Annotated in this window: 18 protein-coding genes; 10 read left to right on the forward strand and 8 right to left on the reverse strand. The window is 62.1% G+C overall.

The features are described from left to right. Positions 1-1,314: an ATP-dependent protease ATPase subunit HslU gene (gene hslU / locus OQZ28_RS03630; RefSeq protein WP_130730581.1), complete on the forward strand. Its 1,314-nt coding sequence runs from the start codon at positions 1-3 to the stop codon at positions 1,312-1,314. An 85-nt stretch (positions 1,315-1,399) separates the two neighbouring features. Next, a complete protein-coding gene (locus OQZ28_RS03635; protein ID WP_130730580.1) occupies positions 1,400-1,846 on the forward strand; it encodes a SufE family protein in 447 nt (148 codons plus the stop codon). 95 nt (positions 1,847-1,941) lie between these two features. Here the strand turns inward: OQZ28_RS03635 and OQZ28_RS03640 are convergent, their stop codons facing one another. After that, a complete protein-coding gene (locus OQZ28_RS03640; protein ID WP_130730579.1) occupies positions 1,942-2,151 on the reverse strand; it encodes a heavy-metal-associated domain-containing protein in 210 nt (69 codons plus the stop codon). Between the two features lie 303 nt (positions 2,152-2,454). Here OQZ28_RS03640 and OQZ28_RS03645 point away from each other — a divergent pair, with 303 nt between their 5' ends. Next, positions 2,455-2,742, forward strand: a complete 288-nt coding sequence (locus tag OQZ28_RS03645; RefSeq protein WP_458135169.1) for a hypothetical protein — start codon at positions 2,455-2,457, stop codon at positions 2,740-2,742. A 557-nt stretch (positions 2,743-3,299) separates the two neighbouring features. Here the strand turns inward: OQZ28_RS03645 and hpnR are convergent. Next, positions 3,300-4,844: a hopanoid C-3 methylase HpnR gene (hpnR, locus tag OQZ28_RS03650; protein WP_130730578.1), complete on the reverse strand. Its 1,545-nt coding sequence runs from the start codon at positions 4,842-4,844 to the stop codon at positions 3,300-3,302. A gap of 384 nt (positions 4,845-5,228) precedes the next feature. Between hpnR and OQZ28_RS03655 the strand changes: the two genes are divergently transcribed. Beyond that, a complete protein-coding gene (locus OQZ28_RS03655; RefSeq protein ID WP_130730577.1) occupies positions 5,229-5,543 on the forward strand; it encodes a hypothetical protein in 315 nt (104 codons plus the stop codon). Positions 5,544-5,640: 97 nt separating this feature from the next. On the opposite strand, the gene OQZ28_RS03660 is transcribed toward OQZ28_RS03655, so the two are convergent. Further along, entirely contained in the window at positions 5,641-6,201 is a 561-nt protein-coding gene (locus tag OQZ28_RS03660) for an HNH endonuclease (protein WP_078524470.1), read from the reverse strand. A 223-nt stretch (positions 6,202-6,424) separates the two neighbouring features. On the opposite strand from OQZ28_RS03660, the gene gluQRS reads away from it, so the two are divergent. The 3 genes from gluQRS (at position 6,425) to OQZ28_RS03675 (ending at position 9,805) form a co-directional block, all read left to right on the forward strand. Further along, a complete protein-coding gene (gluQRS, locus tag OQZ28_RS03665) occupies positions 6,425-7,303 on the forward strand; it encodes a tRNA glutamyl-Q(34) synthetase GluQRS (RefSeq protein WP_458135170.1) in 879 nt (292 codons plus the stop codon). Positions 7,304-7,364: 61 nt separating this feature from the next. Next, positions 7,365-8,567: a pyridoxal phosphate-dependent aminotransferase gene (locus OQZ28_RS03670; RefSeq protein WP_130730575.1), complete on the forward strand. Its 1,203-nt coding sequence runs from the start codon at positions 7,365-7,367 to the stop codon at positions 8,565-8,567. An 11-nt stretch (positions 8,568-8,578) separates the two neighbouring features. Next, positions 8,579-9,805: a pyridoxal phosphate-dependent aminotransferase gene (locus tag OQZ28_RS03675; protein WP_458135171.1), complete on the forward strand. Its 1,227-nt coding sequence runs from the start codon at positions 8,579-8,581 to the stop codon at positions 9,803-9,805. A 90-nt stretch (positions 9,806-9,895) separates the two neighbouring features. Here the strand turns inward: OQZ28_RS03675 and OQZ28_RS03680 are convergent, their stop codons facing one another. Both OQZ28_RS03680 and OQZ28_RS03685 read right to left on the reverse strand, forming a co-directional pair. Beyond that, the gene (locus OQZ28_RS03680) at positions 9,896-10,378 is read right to left on the reverse strand and encodes a hypothetical protein (protein ID WP_130730573.1); all 483 of its coding nucleotides are present in this window, start codon (positions 10,376-10,378) and stop codon (positions 9,896-9,898) included. A 24-nt stretch (positions 10,379-10,402) separates the two neighbouring features. After that, positions 10,403-11,053, reverse strand: coding sequence for a hypothetical protein (locus OQZ28_RS03685; RefSeq protein WP_130730572.1), 651 nt, complete (start codon positions 11,051-11,053; stop codon positions 10,403-10,405). A gap of 406 nt (positions 11,054-11,459) precedes the next feature. On the opposite strand from OQZ28_RS03685, the gene OQZ28_RS03690 reads away from it, so the two are divergent. Then, positions 11,460-12,035 (forward strand): gluconokinase, encoded by a 576-nt coding sequence (locus OQZ28_RS03690; RefSeq protein ID WP_130730571.1) that lies wholly within the window; start codon positions 11,460-11,462, stop codon positions 12,033-12,035. 6 nt (positions 12,036-12,041) lie between these two features. Here the strand turns inward: OQZ28_RS03690 and OQZ28_RS03695 are convergent, their stop codons facing one another. Beyond that, positions 12,042-12,614 (reverse strand): cob(I)yrinic acid a,c-diamide adenosyltransferase, encoded by a 573-nt coding sequence (locus OQZ28_RS03695; protein ID WP_458135172.1) that lies wholly within the window; start codon positions 12,612-12,614, stop codon positions 12,042-12,044. 196 nt (positions 12,615-12,810) lie between these two features. Then, positions 12,811-13,380 (reverse strand): DUF4142 domain-containing protein, encoded by a 570-nt coding sequence (locus tag OQZ28_RS03700; protein WP_130730569.1) that lies wholly within the window; start codon positions 13,378-13,380, stop codon positions 12,811-12,813. A gap of 287 nt (positions 13,381-13,667) precedes the next feature. On the opposite strand from OQZ28_RS03700, the gene OQZ28_RS03705 reads away from it, so the two are divergent. Further along, positions 13,668-14,045, forward strand: a complete 378-nt coding sequence (locus OQZ28_RS03705) for a DUF423 domain-containing protein (RefSeq protein ID WP_458135173.1) — start codon at positions 13,668-13,670, stop codon at positions 14,043-14,045. Continuing rightward, on the forward strand, positions 14,042-14,995 hold the full coding sequence (locus OQZ28_RS03710; protein ID WP_458135174.1) for an SAM-dependent methyltransferase: 954 nt from the start codon (positions 14,042-14,044) through the stop codon (positions 14,993-14,995). The genes OQZ28_RS03705 and OQZ28_RS03710 overlap by 4 nt, the downstream gene beginning before the upstream one ends. Here the strand turns inward: OQZ28_RS03710 and OQZ28_RS03715 are convergent. Beyond that, positions 14,967-15,263 carry a hypothetical protein gene (locus OQZ28_RS03715; RefSeq protein WP_130730566.1) on the reverse strand — a complete coding sequence of 99 codons (297 nt, stop codon included), beginning with the start codon at positions 15,261-15,263 and terminating at the stop codon, positions 14,967-14,969. The two genes, OQZ28_RS03710 and OQZ28_RS03715, sit on opposite strands and share 29 nt — an antisense overlap. Positions 15,264-15,347: the final 84 nt, after the last annotated feature.

Raw genomic sequence — 15,347 nt, forward strand, 5'->3', positions numbered from 1 at the left:
ATGGAAATACCCAATCATACCCCGCGTGAGATCGTCTCCGAACTTGACCGCTTCATCATCGGGCAGGGCGATGCCAAGCGCGCCGTGGCCATTGCGCTGCGCAACCGCTGGCGGCGCGCCCAGCTGCCCGATGCGATGCGCGAGGAGGTCGTGCCCAAGAACATCCTGATGATCGGGCCGACCGGCTGCGGCAAGACCGAGATCGCCCGCCGCCTCGCCAAACTCGCGCAGGCGCCGTTCCTCAAGGTCGAGGCCACCAAATTCACCGAAGTGGGTTATGTGGGCCGCGATGTGGAGAGCATCATCCGCGACCTGATCGAGGTCTCGATCAACATGCTGCGCGACCTGCGGCGCAGGGATGTCGAGGCCAATGCAGGGGAAGCGGCCGAGAAGCTCCTGCTCGATGCGCTGGTGGGCGAGGGGGCTTCGGCCGAGACCCGCAACAAGTTCCGCCGCATGCTGCGCGCGGGCGAGCTCGAGCACAAGGAAGTCGAGATCTCGATTGCCGAGGGCGGCAATCCGACCCAGTCCGACATGCCGAACATGACGCCGGGCACCGTCATCAACTTCTCGGACATGATGAAGGGCTTCATGAACCGCGTGCCGCAGCAAAAGCGCATGACGGTGGCCGCCGCCCGTGCCGCCCTGATCCGGCAGGAAGCTGACCGGATGCTCGATACCGAGGCCCTGACGCGCGAGGCCGTGGCCCATGCGCAGGATCATGGCATCGTCTTCCTCGACGAGATCGACAAGGTCTGCGCCCGTGCCGCCGAAGGGGGCGCGCGGGGCGGCGATGTCTCACGTGAGGGCGTGCAGCGCGACCTGCTGCCGCTGATCGAGGGGACCACCGTCTCGACCAAATACGGCCCGGTGCGCACCGATCATATCCTGTTCATTGCATCGGGCGCGTTCCATATTGCCAAGCCGTCCGATCTGTTGCCCGAGCTGCAGGGGCGGTTGCCCATCCGGGTGGAACTGGCCTCGCTTACGCGCGAGGACCTGCGCCGCATCCTGACCGAGCCGGAGCATTCGCTGCTCAAGCAGTATGTTGCCCTGCTGGGCACGGAGGATGTGAAACTGTCGTTCAGCGACGGGGCGATTGATGCGCTGGCGGAGCTTGCGGCGGATATTAACGAGCGGGTTGAAAATATCGGCGCGCGGCGTCTGGCCACCGTGCTCGAGCGCCTTCTGGAGGATGTGTCCTTTACCGCAGCCGACCGCAAGGGCGAGGCTGTGCTGATCGAGGCCGCCGACGTGCAGGCCAAGGTGGCGCCGCTGGCCCGCAAGGGTGATCTGAGCCGCTTTATCCTGTAGGGCATGACCCGATCCGCAGGAGGCCGTGCCGCAGGGCGCGGCCTTTTGCATTCTGACCGATTTGATGGCCACCAATGCTGGAAAGATGATGACCGACCCGTTTGTAAAGCCCGAGGACGATACCGCCGCTGACGCCATTGCCGAGATTGGCGAGGAACTGGCCCTGTTTGATGACTGGATGCAGCGCTACCAGTACATCATCGAACTCGGGCGCAAGCTGCCGCCTTTTCCGCCCGCGTGGCAGGATGACGCCCATCGCGTGCCGGGCTGCCAGAGCCAGGTCTGGATGGAGGTGCAGCCGCGCGATGGCGTGCTCTACCTTGCCGGTGCGTCGGATGCCGCCATCGTGTCGGGTCTGGTGGCGCTGCTGCTGCGGGTCTATTCCGGCCGCAGCCGGCAGGAGATACTCGATACCGACCCAGCCTTCCTGCGCGAACTGGGGCTGGTGCAGGCGCTCTCCACCAACCGGGGCAATGGGGTGGAGGCCATGGCGCAGGCCATTCGCAAGGCGGCTGCCGCCCTGCCAGCCTGAAAACGCAAGAAAGTTTTTGGTGAAGCTTTTTTCAAAAAGCTTCAGAAACGGCTGCCTTTTTGGGAAAAAAGGCAGCGCGTGGACTATTCCAGCCTTCAGTAACCCGCATCAAATCCTGCGTCATCCACGGCGGCGTACAGGTCTTCGGGGTTGGTGGAGCGGGCATCGTAGGTGATAAAGGCCTTGCCCTGCTCGAGCGAGACTTCCACCATCGAGACGCCATCCACCCCTTCGAGCGCGCGCTGTACCTTGGCGGCACAGCCATCACAGGTCATGCCCTGTATGTTCAGTGTCATTTTTTCCATGGTCTGGCTACCTTCTGCTGTCGCACGCCCGCAGTGGCTGCGTTGGGTTGATCCGTCGAATCATTACAATGGAACAGGGCGCTGCACCATGACCTCTTCCACAGTGCTCCCCCCGTGGCGCGGAACGCAGGCCGGATTGCGGTGCGCCGGATAGAGAGAGATCACCCCATTATGGGATACGTTGTATATATTGGGGCATGGTGAAAATGGAGGCCGGATGCCTTGAGTTATGATCTTATGGTTTTTGATCCCGTTACCGCCCCGCGTGACAGGACGGAATTCCTTGCCTGGTATCGCCAGCAGATGGAAGACGCGGGTGAAGGCAGTGCCATAACGCCGGCACTGAGCGCATGGTACAGGGACATGTGCCGCACATTTCTGGATATGGGCAGCGCAGAACTGGATGCGTCAGATGATGCCGGTCCTTATTTGACTGATTATTCAACCGTCAGCCCGCACATGATCTACGCGGCTTTTGCATGGTCGGTGGCTGAAGAGGCGTATGCCCTGACGCGTGAACTGGCTATCCGGCATCGGGTCGGTTTTTTTGATGTCAGCGCAACGGATGGGGAAATCCTGTTCCCCGGCTGATGGCTCAGGGCCTATTTGAAAAAGCAGCCCGGATGACATCCTGAAATTATAAAATTTTTGGTGAAGCTTTTTTCGAGACACTTTGGAAGACGTCGCCTTTTTTCAAAAAGGGGACGCCCAAAGACTTTTCTTAATTTTTAAAAGTCATTTCTGGAGTGGCCTGCGCTTGCAGGCTGGCGCGCCTTTTGCGTGGTCAGTATCATGAATGATATTATCGATCATAATAAAAATGGTAGCCTGTCCATTCCATGCCCGAACAGGAAGCGGTCGCGATCCTAGCGTGTTCATGTGGCATCATGGAATGGAAAACTGGCTGTAGCGCACATGGCGAATGCGTGACTGCTTGGGAATAGTGCATTGATAAAAAAAGGATAAAAGTTTGGGCACTGCCTTTTTTAAAGGCGGCGTGCTTGAAAGCCTTGCCTGAAGATCACAGGCGTTTCCCCAGACGGCTTTCCTGGCGGCCCGGGCACCGTGTGCGGAGGGGTGGGATGCAAAAAGGGCCGGTGCTTGCGCAACCGGCCCTTGCATGGACGCGATGATTGACGTGGCGCGCGTCAGTCAACCGTGCTCATGCGGGTTTCATCAACGAACTTTTCGGTATCGTCATCGATCTTGCGCGACTTGCGGCCAGCGGGGCCATGCACGTACAGCGTCTTGCGGTCGATCTTCTGGTCAGAGCCCTGCGGCTTGAGCGGCATTTCATATTCTGGCTTCTGCGCATGGTCGGCCATCTGCAGCTCGGGGTTGAACACCGAGTTGAACTTCCAGATCATGGTCAGGAAGTTGGTCTGCCCCCGCAGGGCCAGGCGCAGGGCAATGCCCAGCGTGTCCTTGATGGCACTCCAGCCCAGATGCTTGTTGTTGAGGATCTGCTGGGTCTTGACCAGTTCCTCATAGAACTCGCGCAGCGGCAGGGTGGTGGGCATGACCGCGTGCTGGATGTCGAACAGGCGGTAGTCGCGCGTGGTCAGCTTGCGGGACTCGCTCTCCCAGATCTCGGTGCCGGGGTAGGGGGTCGTGACCGAGATGTTCACGATATCCGGGATCTCGAGGCACCACTGGCGGATGACCTCGAAGCGCTCGCGGTCCCATGACGGATCGGCAATCAGGTTGATGGCCACGATCAGGTCGAGCGAGCGGGCATATTCCAGCGCCTCGAAGTTGCGGTCCATCGACACGCGCTTGCGGAAGCGCTTCAGCCCTTCGGAATCCACCGCCTCAAGCCCGATGAAGATGTAGCTCAGCCCGATCTCTTTCCAGACTGCGAACACTTCCTTGTTGCGCATCAGCACGTCGGCGCGCGTCTCGAGGTAGTATTCTTTCTGGATGTTGCGGCGCTTGATCTCGTCGGCAATGGCCATGCCGTGCTCGGCATGCACGAAGGCCACGTCATCGACGATGAAGATGCCGGGCTCCTTGATCTCCTGCAGTTCCTCGCCAATCACCTTGGCGCTCGCCGTACGGTAGGAGCGGCCATAGAACGTCCATGCGCTGCAGAAGGTGCAGTCCCACGGGCAGCCACGGGCGAACTCGATGGAGGCGGCAGGGTCGAGTGTGCCGATAAAGTATTTGCGGCGGTGGCGCAGCAGGTCGCGCGCGGGGCGCACCTCATCGAGCGATTCGATGAAGATGGGCGGCGGGCCTTCGCCATCCATGGTCACCACGCCGGGCACGGTGGTCAGGTCCTTGCCCTGTTCCCAGGCCTCGAGCAGCAGGCCGACGGTGGCGTCACCCTCACCCTTGAGCACGCAGTTGATGGCGCCATCGGACAGGGCCAGCACGTCACGCGCGATGAACGAGATGGAATGCCCGCCAATGAACAGGAACACGTTGGGCAGGCGCTTGCGCGTTTCCTTGCACAGGTCGATGATCTCGGGAACATTGGCCAGGTAATTGCCCGAGAAGCAGATGGCATGAGGGCGGAATTCCTCGATGCGCTGCCAGTAATCGGGGTGTTTCTCGACCTGCAGGTCGAGGATCTGCACGTCATGCCCCTTGTTGCGCGCGGCACCGGCAACCAGTTCAAGCCCCAGCGGTTCAAGACGCAGGAAGACCTTCGTGTACATGAGCGAGCTTGGATGAACGGCCAGTAATCTCATTCTTTTACCTCAGGCATCGATGGGGACGGTGACAACGCGCGACAGCCATACGCAATCTGGTAACAAATTTACAGCCGGTCCGGTGCTGTATTTGCAATTTTTATATATCACGTATGATTTAAAAAAAATCAGAATAATGACAGAGGGTGGCAATATAAGGCCCGCCTGTCACCAAGATCACGGTAATATCACCTATGCATTCAGATGATACCACCATCCGGCTTCATCATATCTTCTTGGCAGGTATGCTTTGTGTTCATGTCCGGCATTGCCGGTAGGGCACCTATGCATTGCCCACGCGGCACCGCCCATGGGGCGTCTTGTCCTCTATCGCGGGCAGCACTTTCGTGGCAGTCTTGCCACCGCTTAAGCGACGGGGTCGAAATGAAGCTGAAGATTGTGGAAAAACTGCCCGCCCGCCTCGGGCTGCTGGCATGTGGGCTGGTGGTGCTTGGTGGCTGCACGGCCGAGATCGGGCGCAAGCCGTTCGAGAGTGATGTAAAATGCCTGCGCGAGCAGCTGGGCACCACCATGCAGCTCAGCTTTCCCATCGCGGCGAATACCTGCCAGCGCATGAGCGACCATAACTTCATCTTCGGTTCAAAGAAGAAGAAGGCCGTGCCGCTGCCGCTCAACCTGCGTGGCGCGCCCGACCTGCAGAAGATGGCCGATGAATACGGCTACAGCTACACAAAATAGCGTGTCCGCCCGGTAAGGGAACCCTGGCCGCCTTGATGCGTAGCACCCGCGTTCCGCTCCTGTGGCGGGTTATTGCGCCTGCCGGGGCGGGGTGGTTTCAGTTTTCAAGTTCGGTATCCCAGTACAGGTAGTCGCGCCAGCTTTCGTGCAGGTAATTGGGCGGGAAGGCGCGGCCATTTTCCTGCAACCTGCGGCTTGAGGGCCGCGCGGGCGTGCGGGCGGGGTACATGCGGATCTGGTGCGGCATGTAGGAGCCCTTGATCAGGTTGCACGGGCTGCATGCGGTCACCACGTTCTCCCAGCTCGTGCGGCCCCCCTTGCTGCGGGGAATGACGTGGTCGAAGGTCAGTTCCTGCGTGGGGAAGCGGGTGTTGCAGTACTGGCAGGAAAAATTGTCGCGCAGAAAGACATTGAACCGCGTGAAGGCAGGCTTGCGGGCGGTGGGGATATAGTCTTTCAGCGCAATCACGCTGGGCAGGCGCAGGCTCTGGGTGGGGGAGTGGACAACGGTGTCATATTCGCTCAGCACCGATACGCGGTCGAGCCACACGGCGCGGATGGCATCCTGCCATGACCATAGCGAAAGCGGGAAATAGGAGAGCGGCCTGAAATCGGCATTCAGGACGAGAGCTGGCAGGTATTGACTGTCACAGGGCACGGACGCATTCCTTTCCGAATGCCGCCGCACAAAGTTCAGGCGTACTCTGTTCCGAAGCGAACGCCTTATGGATGTGCGTCGTCGTCAGGTAACTGTCGAATCTATTGCAGACCCCGCATGGCGTGGCAACCCCATGCCCGCGCGGGCGCAGGAGTTGATCCATCAACGCAGCAGGGCAGGGTGGGGGCGCATTTTTTCGCCATAACCCTGATTTGACTTGATAATGGCTGAAATTACCCGTTTTGCGCCCAGCCCCACGGGGCACCTGCACCTGGGGCATGTGGCCTCGGTGCTGCACGGCTGGCGCGCGGCCACGGAGTCGGGGGGGCGCTTCATCCTGCGGGTGGAGGATATCGACACCACGCGTTGCCGCCCCGAGTTCATTGCCGACCTGTATGCCGACCTCGCCTGGCTCGGCCTGTCCTGGCCGCAGCCGGTGCGCCGCCAGTCAGAACATATGGCCGATTATCGCGCCGTGCTCGACCATCTGGCCGCGCATGGCCTGCTTTACCCGTGCTTCTGCACCCGGCGCGATATTGCCGAGGCCGCGGGCGCGCCCCATCACGCGCCCGATGGCGCCTTGGTCTATCCCGGCACCTGCCGCCACATGGACCCGGGCCTGCGGGCGGCAAGACTTGCGGCCCGCACCCCCCATGCCCTGCGGCTGGACATGGCGCGCGCCCTGCAATGGCCCGGCGCCAATACGCTGACATGGCACGAACTGGGCGAAGGCCCGCAACCCGCCGATGCGGCCGCATTTGGCGATGTGGTGCTGGCGCGGCGTGATGTGCCTGCCTCCTATCATCTATGCGTCACCCATGATGATGCGTTGCAGGGCATCACCCTTGTCACGCGCGGGGCGGACCTGCGGCCTGCAACCGGGCTGCACCGGCTGTTGCAGCACATCATGGGCTGGCCCGCGCCGCGCTACAGCCACCATGCGCTGCTGTGCGATGCCGCGGGCAGGCGGCTGGCCAAGCGCGATGGCGCGCCCTCCATCCGCGCCATGCGGGCAGGGGGCATGACGCCGCGGCAGGTGATGGAAGCCGCCGGGGGCGGGCATCACATATCTGCTGTTTCCTCGGGCACGGGTTCGCTCTAGGCTACGGCCGCCCCGGTCACGTGCCGGATGTGTCCTTTCACTGTTGATGGATCTTGATACCATGGATCTTACCGCCGCCCGGCTGGCCCGGATCAGCCCGAGCCAGACGATTGCCATCTCGACCAAGGCGCGTGAACTCAAGGCGGCGGGAAAGGACATCATCAGCCTTTCCGCCGGCGAGCCGGATTTCGATACGCCGGACAGCATCAAGAAAGCCGCCATCCGCGCAATCGAGGCAGGCGAGACCAAATACACCGATGTTGCGGGCACGCCGGCCCTGCGCCGCGCCATTGCCGCGCGCTTCCGCGCCGATAACGGGCTGGACTACACCTGGGATGAAGTGATCGTTGCCAATGGCGGCAAGCAGATCATCTATAACGCCATGGTCGCCACCATCAATCCGGGCGATGAGGCGATCATTCCCGCGCCGTGCTGGGTATCGTATCCCGATATCGTGGCGCTGGCCGAGGGCACGCCCGTCATCGTGCCGTGCAGCGTGGAGAACGGCTTCAAGCTCCAGCCCGCCGAACTCGAGGCCGCAATCACGCCGCGCACCAAGTGGCTGCTGCTCAACTCACCCAACAACCCCACCGGGGCGGCCTACTCCTTTGAGGAGATGCGCGGCCTGTGCGACGTGCTGCTGCGCCACCCCGATGTGTGGATCCTGACCGACGACATCTATAACAAGCTGGTCTATGACGGCTTCCGCGCGCCCACCGTGGTCGAGGTCGAGCCCCGCCTGCGTGATCGCACCGTTACGATGAACGGCGTGTCGAAGGCCTATGCCATGACCGGCTGGCGCATTGGCTATTCCGCAGCCCCCGTGCAGATGACGCGGGCCATGAACAAGCTGCAGGGCCAGTCCACCTCCGGCCCCGGCTCGGTCAGCCAGGCCGCGGCGGTGGAAGCACTGACCGGCCCGCAGGACTTCATCGGCACCATGGTCAGCACCTATCAGGCGCGGCGTGACCTCGTGGTGGGCATGCTCAACGAGGCGAAGGGCCTGCACTGCCCGGTACCCGAAGGGGCATTCTATGTGTTTCCCTCGCTCGTCGGCTGCCTGGGCAAGACCAGCGCGGGCGGCACGCTGATCGATACCGATGAAGCCTTCGTCACCGCCCTGCTCGATGAGGAAGGCGTTGCCGCCGTGCATGGCAGCGCGTTCATGTTTGCCGGGCATTTCCGCATCTCCTACGCCACCGACACGGCCAGCCTGAAGGAGGCGTGCCTGCGCATCCAGCGTTTCTGCGCAGCCCTGCGTTAAGGGGCGCTGCCATGAACAGGAATGAAGGACTGGCCTATCCGCTGTTTGCGCAGCGGATGGAGCGGCTGAGCGTGCCCGCCACCATTGCCATGGCGCAGCGCGCGCGCGAACTGCGCGCGAAGGGCGGGAAAGTGCTCTCGCTTGCATTGGGCGAGCCCGATTTTGCCACGCCGCCTGCCGTAATCGAGGCGGCCCACCGCGCGGCGCTGGACGGGCAGACCAAATACCCCCCCGTTGATGGCACGCCTGCGCTCAAGGCCGCGATCGCGCGCAAATTCGCGCGCGAGAACGCGCTGGACTACGCGCCGGGCGAGATCATGGTCTCGAACGGGGGTAAGCAGGTCATCTTCAATGCGTTCATGGCCACCGTGCAGCCGGGCGATGAAGTGGTCATTCCGCGCCCGTACTGGGTCAGCTACCCGCTGATTGTCGAGATGTTTGGCGGCACGCCGGTCTATGCCGACTGCCATGAGGCCGATGATTTCCGCCTCAGGCCCGAGGTGCTGGAGGCCGCGATCACGTCACGCACCAAGTGGCTGGTGCTCAATTTCCCCAACAACCCCACTGGCGGCACCATGGGGGAGGCGGATCTCGCGACTGTTGCGGAAGTGCTGCGCCGCCACCCGCATGTGCATGTGCTCAGTGACGAGATATACGAGCACCTGCTCTATGACGGGCAGCGCCACGCCTCGCTTGCCGCCGTGGCGCCAGATCTCAAGGGCCGTATCCTGACCCTCAACGGCGTGTCGAAAGCCTATGCCATGACCGGCTGGCGGATAGGTTACGTGGGTGGCCCCACGCCGCTCATCCGCGCCATGACCGCCATACAGGGCAGCTCGACTTCAGGTATCTGTTCCATCAGCCAGGCCGCCGCCGCTGCGGCGCTTGACGGGCCGCCCGACATTATCGCGCAGATGTGCGCGGTCTATGCCCGCCGGCGCGAGATGGTGGTCTCGGCCCTGCGTGTCATTCCCGGCCTGACCTGCGCCATGCCGCACGGGGCGTTTTATGCCTATCCCGGCATTGCGGGCTGCATCGGGCGCAGGACAGCAGGGGGGCGGATGCTGAATACGGACGAGGATTTCGCCATCGCCCTGCTGGCCGAGCAGCATGTGGCCGTGGTGCATGGCTCGGCCTTCGGGCAAGGGCCTTACCTGCGCCTGTCCTATGCCACGAGCGATGATATTCTTACGGAATGCTGCACGCGCCTTGCGCGGTTTGTGGATGGGTTGTCCTGAAGGGACTATCAGGGCGTTCGGGTGCCGCCTGTTCTCGCGAAAGGCGGCATTCTAAAGCTTCACCACGAACGTCTTTATGTTCTGCCGCGTTCAGTCCGGATCGGGCGAGGGCGGGTTGAGCAGGAACACCCCCTCGGTCAGGATGGCGGGCAGGAGCGGGGTTGCCAGTGGCAGGCCCGACAGCACGATCGCCCCCGCCGAGGCCGCGCAGGCCCCCATGTAGCCGGTGCGCCCGCCCAGGCGCTCGGCAATGACAAACAGGAAGACCGCGACAAGTTCCAGCACCGCGGCCCCCCCGAGCCGGAGCGGGTGCAGCTGCGTCTGCAATCCCATATCCGACAGCAGGCGCAGCAGCGCGGGCGACTGTTCCTGCGTGCCGCTTCCTAGCCCGAACATGAAAGAAAAAGGCAGGATCAGCACGCCCAGTATGTCGCGCAACAGGTTGATCAACCCGCTGACCAGCGGCAGCAGCACCATGATGGCAAGGCTCATGCTGGTGCAGGTGGCGACAATGATCAGCCCGATCTGCCTCTGCCGGGCCGCGGGGTTGGGCGGCGGCTCATCGGGTTCCATGGGCATGGCGGCCTGAGGCTGGCGTTACCACCATTTTACGGGTTCGGGCTCATTGGGGTCAGTCGCGTCATCGTCTGCCTGGGGGGGGCGGGCTGGCGCCATCCGGTTTTCCGCCACGCGGCTTCTGGCCTTGAGGCGGCTGGCTTCCTCACGCAGGCGGTCGGCTTCTTCGCGGGCAGCATAGATTTCAGCGCGCAGGCTCAGTATTTCAGCATCGCGTTCGGCGAGTCTGGTCTTGTTCTCGGCGGCGATGACATCGGCATGGCCGATGCGGGTGGTCAGGGAGCGGATCTGCGCCTGCGCTTCCGAAAGGCGGAGTTCAGCCTCCTCGCGCAGCTTCTGCTCGAACTGGATCTTGTGGCGCAGCTGCTCCGCCTCGCCCCGGTCTTCAGGCTGGGCATGCAGCACGCGCGGCGAGGCGCGGCCGGTGGTCAGCGAATGATGTTCGACACGTACATCGCCATCCTGCACGAATTTGCGGCGGCGCTGGGTGGGGTCGGCCTGGCGCACGGGGCGCGCCTTGGCCTGCGGGGCCTTGGGCGCGGCGGGGCCGCGCGGCTTGCCCTTGCCAAGGCGCTCAAGCGCCTGGCGGAAGGCGGTTTCATTGACTTCTTCGCGTTGGGGGCTCTGGTCTTCTTCCTTCGAAAAGGAAAGAAAATCGTTATAAGATGACACAGCAGAACTCTCGATAACTCAATGCACCATGCGAGATGTTGAAAGGGCCATATTTAGGAAAATATTCCTCTGACCGGGATGCCGATGGTGTCTGTTTTTAAGTGATTGATCGAGTATATAAAGCCTTAGGGGCGACCTGCGCAAGAGGTATGAAGATAAATATAATAATGAATGACATAATTATTATGTCATAATATATATTAACAAAATTCAAATAAATGAAGAAGAAATAATAATATAAATTAATAATATTTTTTTATTTATAAACAAAAAAACGGCAGATTTCATAATGAAATGCCCTGTATTGGTATTTCTGCGTGGCAGCAGTCACTTGCGTTTTGAGACCTGTTTGGGCCAGATAAGGCGCGATAACGTCTTTTTTTCGTAATATCCGGCAGGATGCAGTATGTGTGACAATGGGCAAAACGCTGTAGCGGTCTCTCTCTCGCGCAGGCTCGGGCAGGCGGCGCGCCCGCGCGTGCTGGTGGTGATGGGGGTATCGGGGTGTGGCAAGAGCACCGTGGCCCAGCTCATGGCCGCGCGCATGGGCTGGCCTGTCATTGAAGGCGACGACCTGCATCCGCCCGCCAATATCGCGCGCATGAGCAACGGCATTCCCCTGACCGACGCGGATCGTGCCCCCTGGCTCGATCGTATTGCCGCGGCCATCCTGGCATGGCGTGAGCAGGGGCAATGCGGCATCGTGACCTGTTCATCGCTGCGGCGCGCCTATCGCGAGCGGATCGGGGCGGGCCATGCGGATGTGTGCTTTGTCTACCTCAAGGGCAGCCGGGAAGACATTGCCCCGCGCCTGCGCCAGCGCACGGGGCATTTCATGCCGGTTGGCATGCTCGACAGCCAGTTCGCCACACTGGAGGAACCCGACATGCACCATGAGGTGGTCATGACGCTCGATGTCAACGCCCCGCAGGCCCATCTGGCCGAGCAGGCCTGCCTGCATCTGGAGCGCCTGCCGGGCTGAGTGCCCTCATCCAGCCGTGGGCGGCGGGGCGGCTGGGGTCCATGTCAGGTCACCGGCCCCGTTATCATTGAGGTGGCGCCCCAGCATGAACAGGTAATCGGACAGGCGGTTCATGCAGGCGGGAATATCGGGGCCGAGGTCTTCGCTTCGCGCCAGCGTGGCCAGCCGTCGCTCCGCCCGCCGCACCACGGTGCGCGCCAGATGGGCATGGGCCGCGGCCATTGTGCCGCCGGGCAGGACAAAGCTGGTCAGCGGCGGGATATGCGCGCGCAGGTGCTCCACCTCGTCTTCCATGGCCCTGACCGCCACGGCGCCCTGTGCGAGCGGACGGGGCGGGCTGCCGGGCATGCACACCGCGCCGCCAATATCGAACACAAGCCCCTGCAGCCAGGCAACGAAACGGGCGTTCCGGCCTGCGGGCAGGCTCGCGCGCAGCAGCCCGATTACGGCATTGGCTTCATCAAGGGCGCCAAGGGCCTCGATGCGCACCGAGTCCTTGGCCACGCGCGTGCCATTGCCCAGCGCGGTCTGTCCGGTGTCGCCGCCACGGGTCACGACCCGGTCGATGCGAATGCTCATGGATTGATCCGTTTGTCATGAGGAAAGTAATAAAAATATCTTCAGGTCAAACCGTTATATATAAATAAAACCCAAGAAATATATATTCTGTAAATCAAAAGTTTTTGGTGAAGCTTTTTTTAAAAGCTTCAAAAAACGCCATCTGTTTGAAAAAAGAAGTATACAGAAATTTTTATCAGTAATGCGGCGGCGCTTTTTAGCGTGAAGGCTTGGCCGCGCCCAGCTTCAGGGAATCGTTGAGCAGGGTCTGCAATGTGTCTGCCGTGGTGGAGGCATAGGTCTTGAGCTCGGGGTCGGCAGCGGATTCCGCCTCGTTCTGGAACATGGCCAGCGCATCGCTTGCGGCCTGCGCCTGCAGGTCGAGGTAATCACGCTCGAATTTGGCGCCGGTTTCGGTCTTGAGCTGGGCTGCGACTTCATCCTCGTCCGGGCTCATTTCCTTGTGCAGGGTCAGCCCGTGCTTGAGGGTGAGGGTGGAGAGGGCTGTCTCGTTGGCGGTGTGCAGCTTGACCGAGCGCGCGGCGAATTCCTGCACCTTCCGCCGCTTGGCCTCCGTCGTGGCCATTTTGGAGATGGTGATCTCGAATGCATTCAGGGCCGACACGTTTTCAGCAAAGGTGGAATCGGATTCCGTAAGCGGCGGCAGGCTCGGCGCGGGCGCTGCTGCAGGGGGGGCTGCGGGTGGCGTGGCAGGACGGGCCGCAAGGCCTGCTGCGGGAAGAAGGCTGACAGACGCGCAAAGAAACCAGACGGCGTAATTTTTCATGCTTTCATCTTCCCAACGTGTAAAATTCAGGCGGCTTTACTGAACGTCTTCATAGTTTATCAGTTTTGGGCCGCCATACAAAGCCAGCAGGCCACAATACCAGCCCCTTGCGGCAGATGAAGGCGACAGGACAGGCCAGAGGAAAACTTTCCTACCGTCCTGATCCGGTCTGCCGGGTGGTGGCCGCCCTTCATGCCGGGCTGGCCTATACGATGCGCCCACGGCGGGAGTAGGGTGTGCCTGCCCGCGTCGTGTGCGGGTCGTCACCCTGTTTGCGGATATGCTGAATGCCTACTGTTGTCCGGTTCCTGTTGTGTTTTGCGGCGCTGGCCGCGTTTTCCGCCGTGATGGGCGGAGCACTCACCGCCCATCTGCCCGATCGTTTCTTTGCCGAGGGCGGGCGTGACATGGCCCGGCAGGCCATACAGATGCAGATGTGGCATGCGCTGGCCATGATCGGCATTGCGGTGCTGTTGATCCAGCAGGGGTGCCGCGCGCTCATTTCCCTGTCCGGCTGCCTCATGGCGGTGGGCACGGTCCTTTTCAGCGCAGGCGTGGCGCTGACGGCGTTCTGGGGCGTTCATCCCGGTCCGGTGGCGCCCACGGGGGGCAGCATCCTCATGGGGGCATGGCTTTTGCTGGCGGTGGGGGTCATGCGCGCATGACCGTCCAGCCCGAAACATATACGCAGCCCGCCTGGCCCGTGCGCAGCGCCTATCTGGCCGCCCCCGGATTTGAAGAGGTTCTGGAACAGGAACTGACGCGCAAGGGGGCGGGAGCACTGTGCTGGCATGGGCGGCTGGCGCTGTCAGCAGCACTGCCCGTGGCCAGCCTGTGGGCGATTGACGTATGGGATGCGCCGCAACTGCATGCGGTGCCCTCCATCAAGGGGGCGGCGCGGATCATGCGCGGCCTGCAACGCAACTGGGCAGGTTATGCGCCCACGCTCCACCGCCGCAGCGCCCTGATTACCGATGCCCTGCCGCCGGTGCGGCCGAAGCCGGTCAGCTTTCCCGCCATGCCGCCTGATGCCCATCTGGGCGGCTGGACGCTGCTGGCGCCAGATCAGTTGCTGCTCTCGCCCACCAAGTCCGCGCCGTTCATCAATGGCGAGGTGGCTTTTGTCGAGAACCGTACCGACCCGCCTTCACGCGCCTATCTCAAGTTGTGGGAGGCCCTGTTCCGCCTTGGCCGGTGGCCCGTGGCGGGCGAGACCTGCATCGACCTTGGCGCCTGTCCCGGCGGGTGGACATGGGTTGCGGCCAGCCAGGGCGCGCAGGTCACGGCCATTGACCGCGCGCCGCTGGCCGAGAGTATTGCCGCCCTGCCCAACGTGACATGCCGCTATGAAAGCGCCTTCGGCCTGGACCCCGCCACCTGCGAACCCGTGGACTGGCTGTTCTCCGACATCATCGCCTATCCCGCCCGCCTGCTTGCGCTGGCGCAGCGGTGGATTGCTTCAGGCCGGGCTGCGCGGATTGTCATGACCATCAAATTCCAGGGCGAGACCGACCACGACACGGCGGAGGCCTTCGCTGCCATTCCCGGCGGGTGCGTGCTGCACCTGTGGCACAACAAGCATGAACTCACCTTTTTCTGGCAGCGCGGCGCATGAGCAGCCGGTCGGCAATCTCGACCACGCCGATGGCAAGCACGCAGCACACAAGGGCCACCGCCATCACGATCAGCCGTTCCTGCTCGGTCTCATCCGTGGCCCCGGCAAGGCGGTAGACGGACAGCCACAGGTCGGTGCCCGCAATGCGGTCGACCAGGCCGGCCACGGTGGTGCTCAGGCGCAGGCTGAGCATGAACAGCACTGTCAGCCCGAGCACGGCCAGCGTCTTGTACAGCGTGCGGGTAACCGTAGGCGTGGTGGTGGGCATGCATTCCCCGAAATATGGATAAGAGACAAAAGTTTTTGGTGAAGCTTTTTTTTAAAGCTTCAGGACGCACCCAAAAAACGGCCT

Source organism: Komagataeibacter sp. NFXK3 (assembly GCF_054182245.1).

Bases quoted from the DNA above. Each gene is read 5' to 3' on its own strand.
- OQZ28_RS03695 (WP_458135172.1), bottom strand. From the start codon at position 12,614: ATGAGCATTCGCATCGACCGGGTCGTGACCCGTGGCGGCGACACCGGA.
- OQZ28_RS03710 (WP_458135174.1), top strand. From the start codon at position 14,042: ATGACCGTCCAGCCCGAAACATATACGCAGCCCGCCTGGCCCGTGCGC.
- OQZ28_RS03670 (WP_130730575.1), top strand. From the start codon at position 7,365: ATGGATCTTACCGCCGCCCGGCTGGCCCGGATCAGCCCGAGCCAGACG.
- OQZ28_RS03690 (WP_130730571.1), top strand. From the start codon at position 11,460: ATGTGTGACAATGGGCAAAACGCTGTAGCGGTCTCTCTCTCGCGCAGG.
- OQZ28_RS03635 (WP_130730580.1), top strand. From the start codon at position 1,400: ATGATGACCGACCCGTTTGTAAAGCCCGAGGACGATACCGCCGCTGAC.
- gluQRS (WP_458135170.1), top strand. From the start codon at position 6,425: ATGGCTGAAATTACCCGTTTTGCGCCCAGCCCCACGGGGCACCTGCAC.
- OQZ28_RS03645 (WP_458135169.1), top strand. From the start codon at position 2,455: ATGGAAGACGCGGGTGAAGGCAGTGCCATAACGCCGGCACTGAGCGCA.
- OQZ28_RS03675 (WP_458135171.1), top strand. From the start codon at position 8,579: ATGAACAGGAATGAAGGACTGGCCTATCCGCTGTTTGCGCAGCGGATG.
- OQZ28_RS03705 (WP_458135173.1), top strand. From the start codon at position 13,668: ATGCCTACTGTTGTCCGGTTCCTGTTGTGTTTTGCGGCGCTGGCCGCG.
- hpnR (WP_130730578.1), bottom strand. From the start codon at position 4,844: ATGAGATTACTGGCCGTTCATCCAAGCTCGCTCATGTACACGAAGGTC.
- hslU (WP_130730581.1), top strand. From the start codon at position 1: ATGGAAATACCCAATCATACCCCGCGTGAGATCGTCTCCGAACTTGAC.
- OQZ28_RS03655 (WP_130730577.1), top strand. From the start codon at position 5,229: ATGAAGCTGAAGATTGTGGAAAAACTGCCCGCCCGCCTCGGGCTGCTG.
- OQZ28_RS03640 (WP_130730579.1), bottom strand. From the start codon at position 2,151: ATGGAAAAAATGACACTGAACATACAGGGCATGACCTGTGATGGCTGT.
- OQZ28_RS03700 (WP_130730569.1), bottom strand. From the start codon at position 13,380: ATGAAAAATTACGCCGTCTGGTTTCTTTGCGCGTCTGTCAGCCTTCTT.
- OQZ28_RS03715 (WP_130730566.1), bottom strand. From the start codon at position 15,263: ATGCCCACCACCACGCCTACGGTTACCCGCACGCTGTACAAGACGCTG.
- OQZ28_RS03680 (WP_130730573.1), bottom strand. From the start codon at position 10,378: ATGGAACCCGATGAGCCGCCGCCCAACCCCGCGGCCCGGCAGAGGCAG.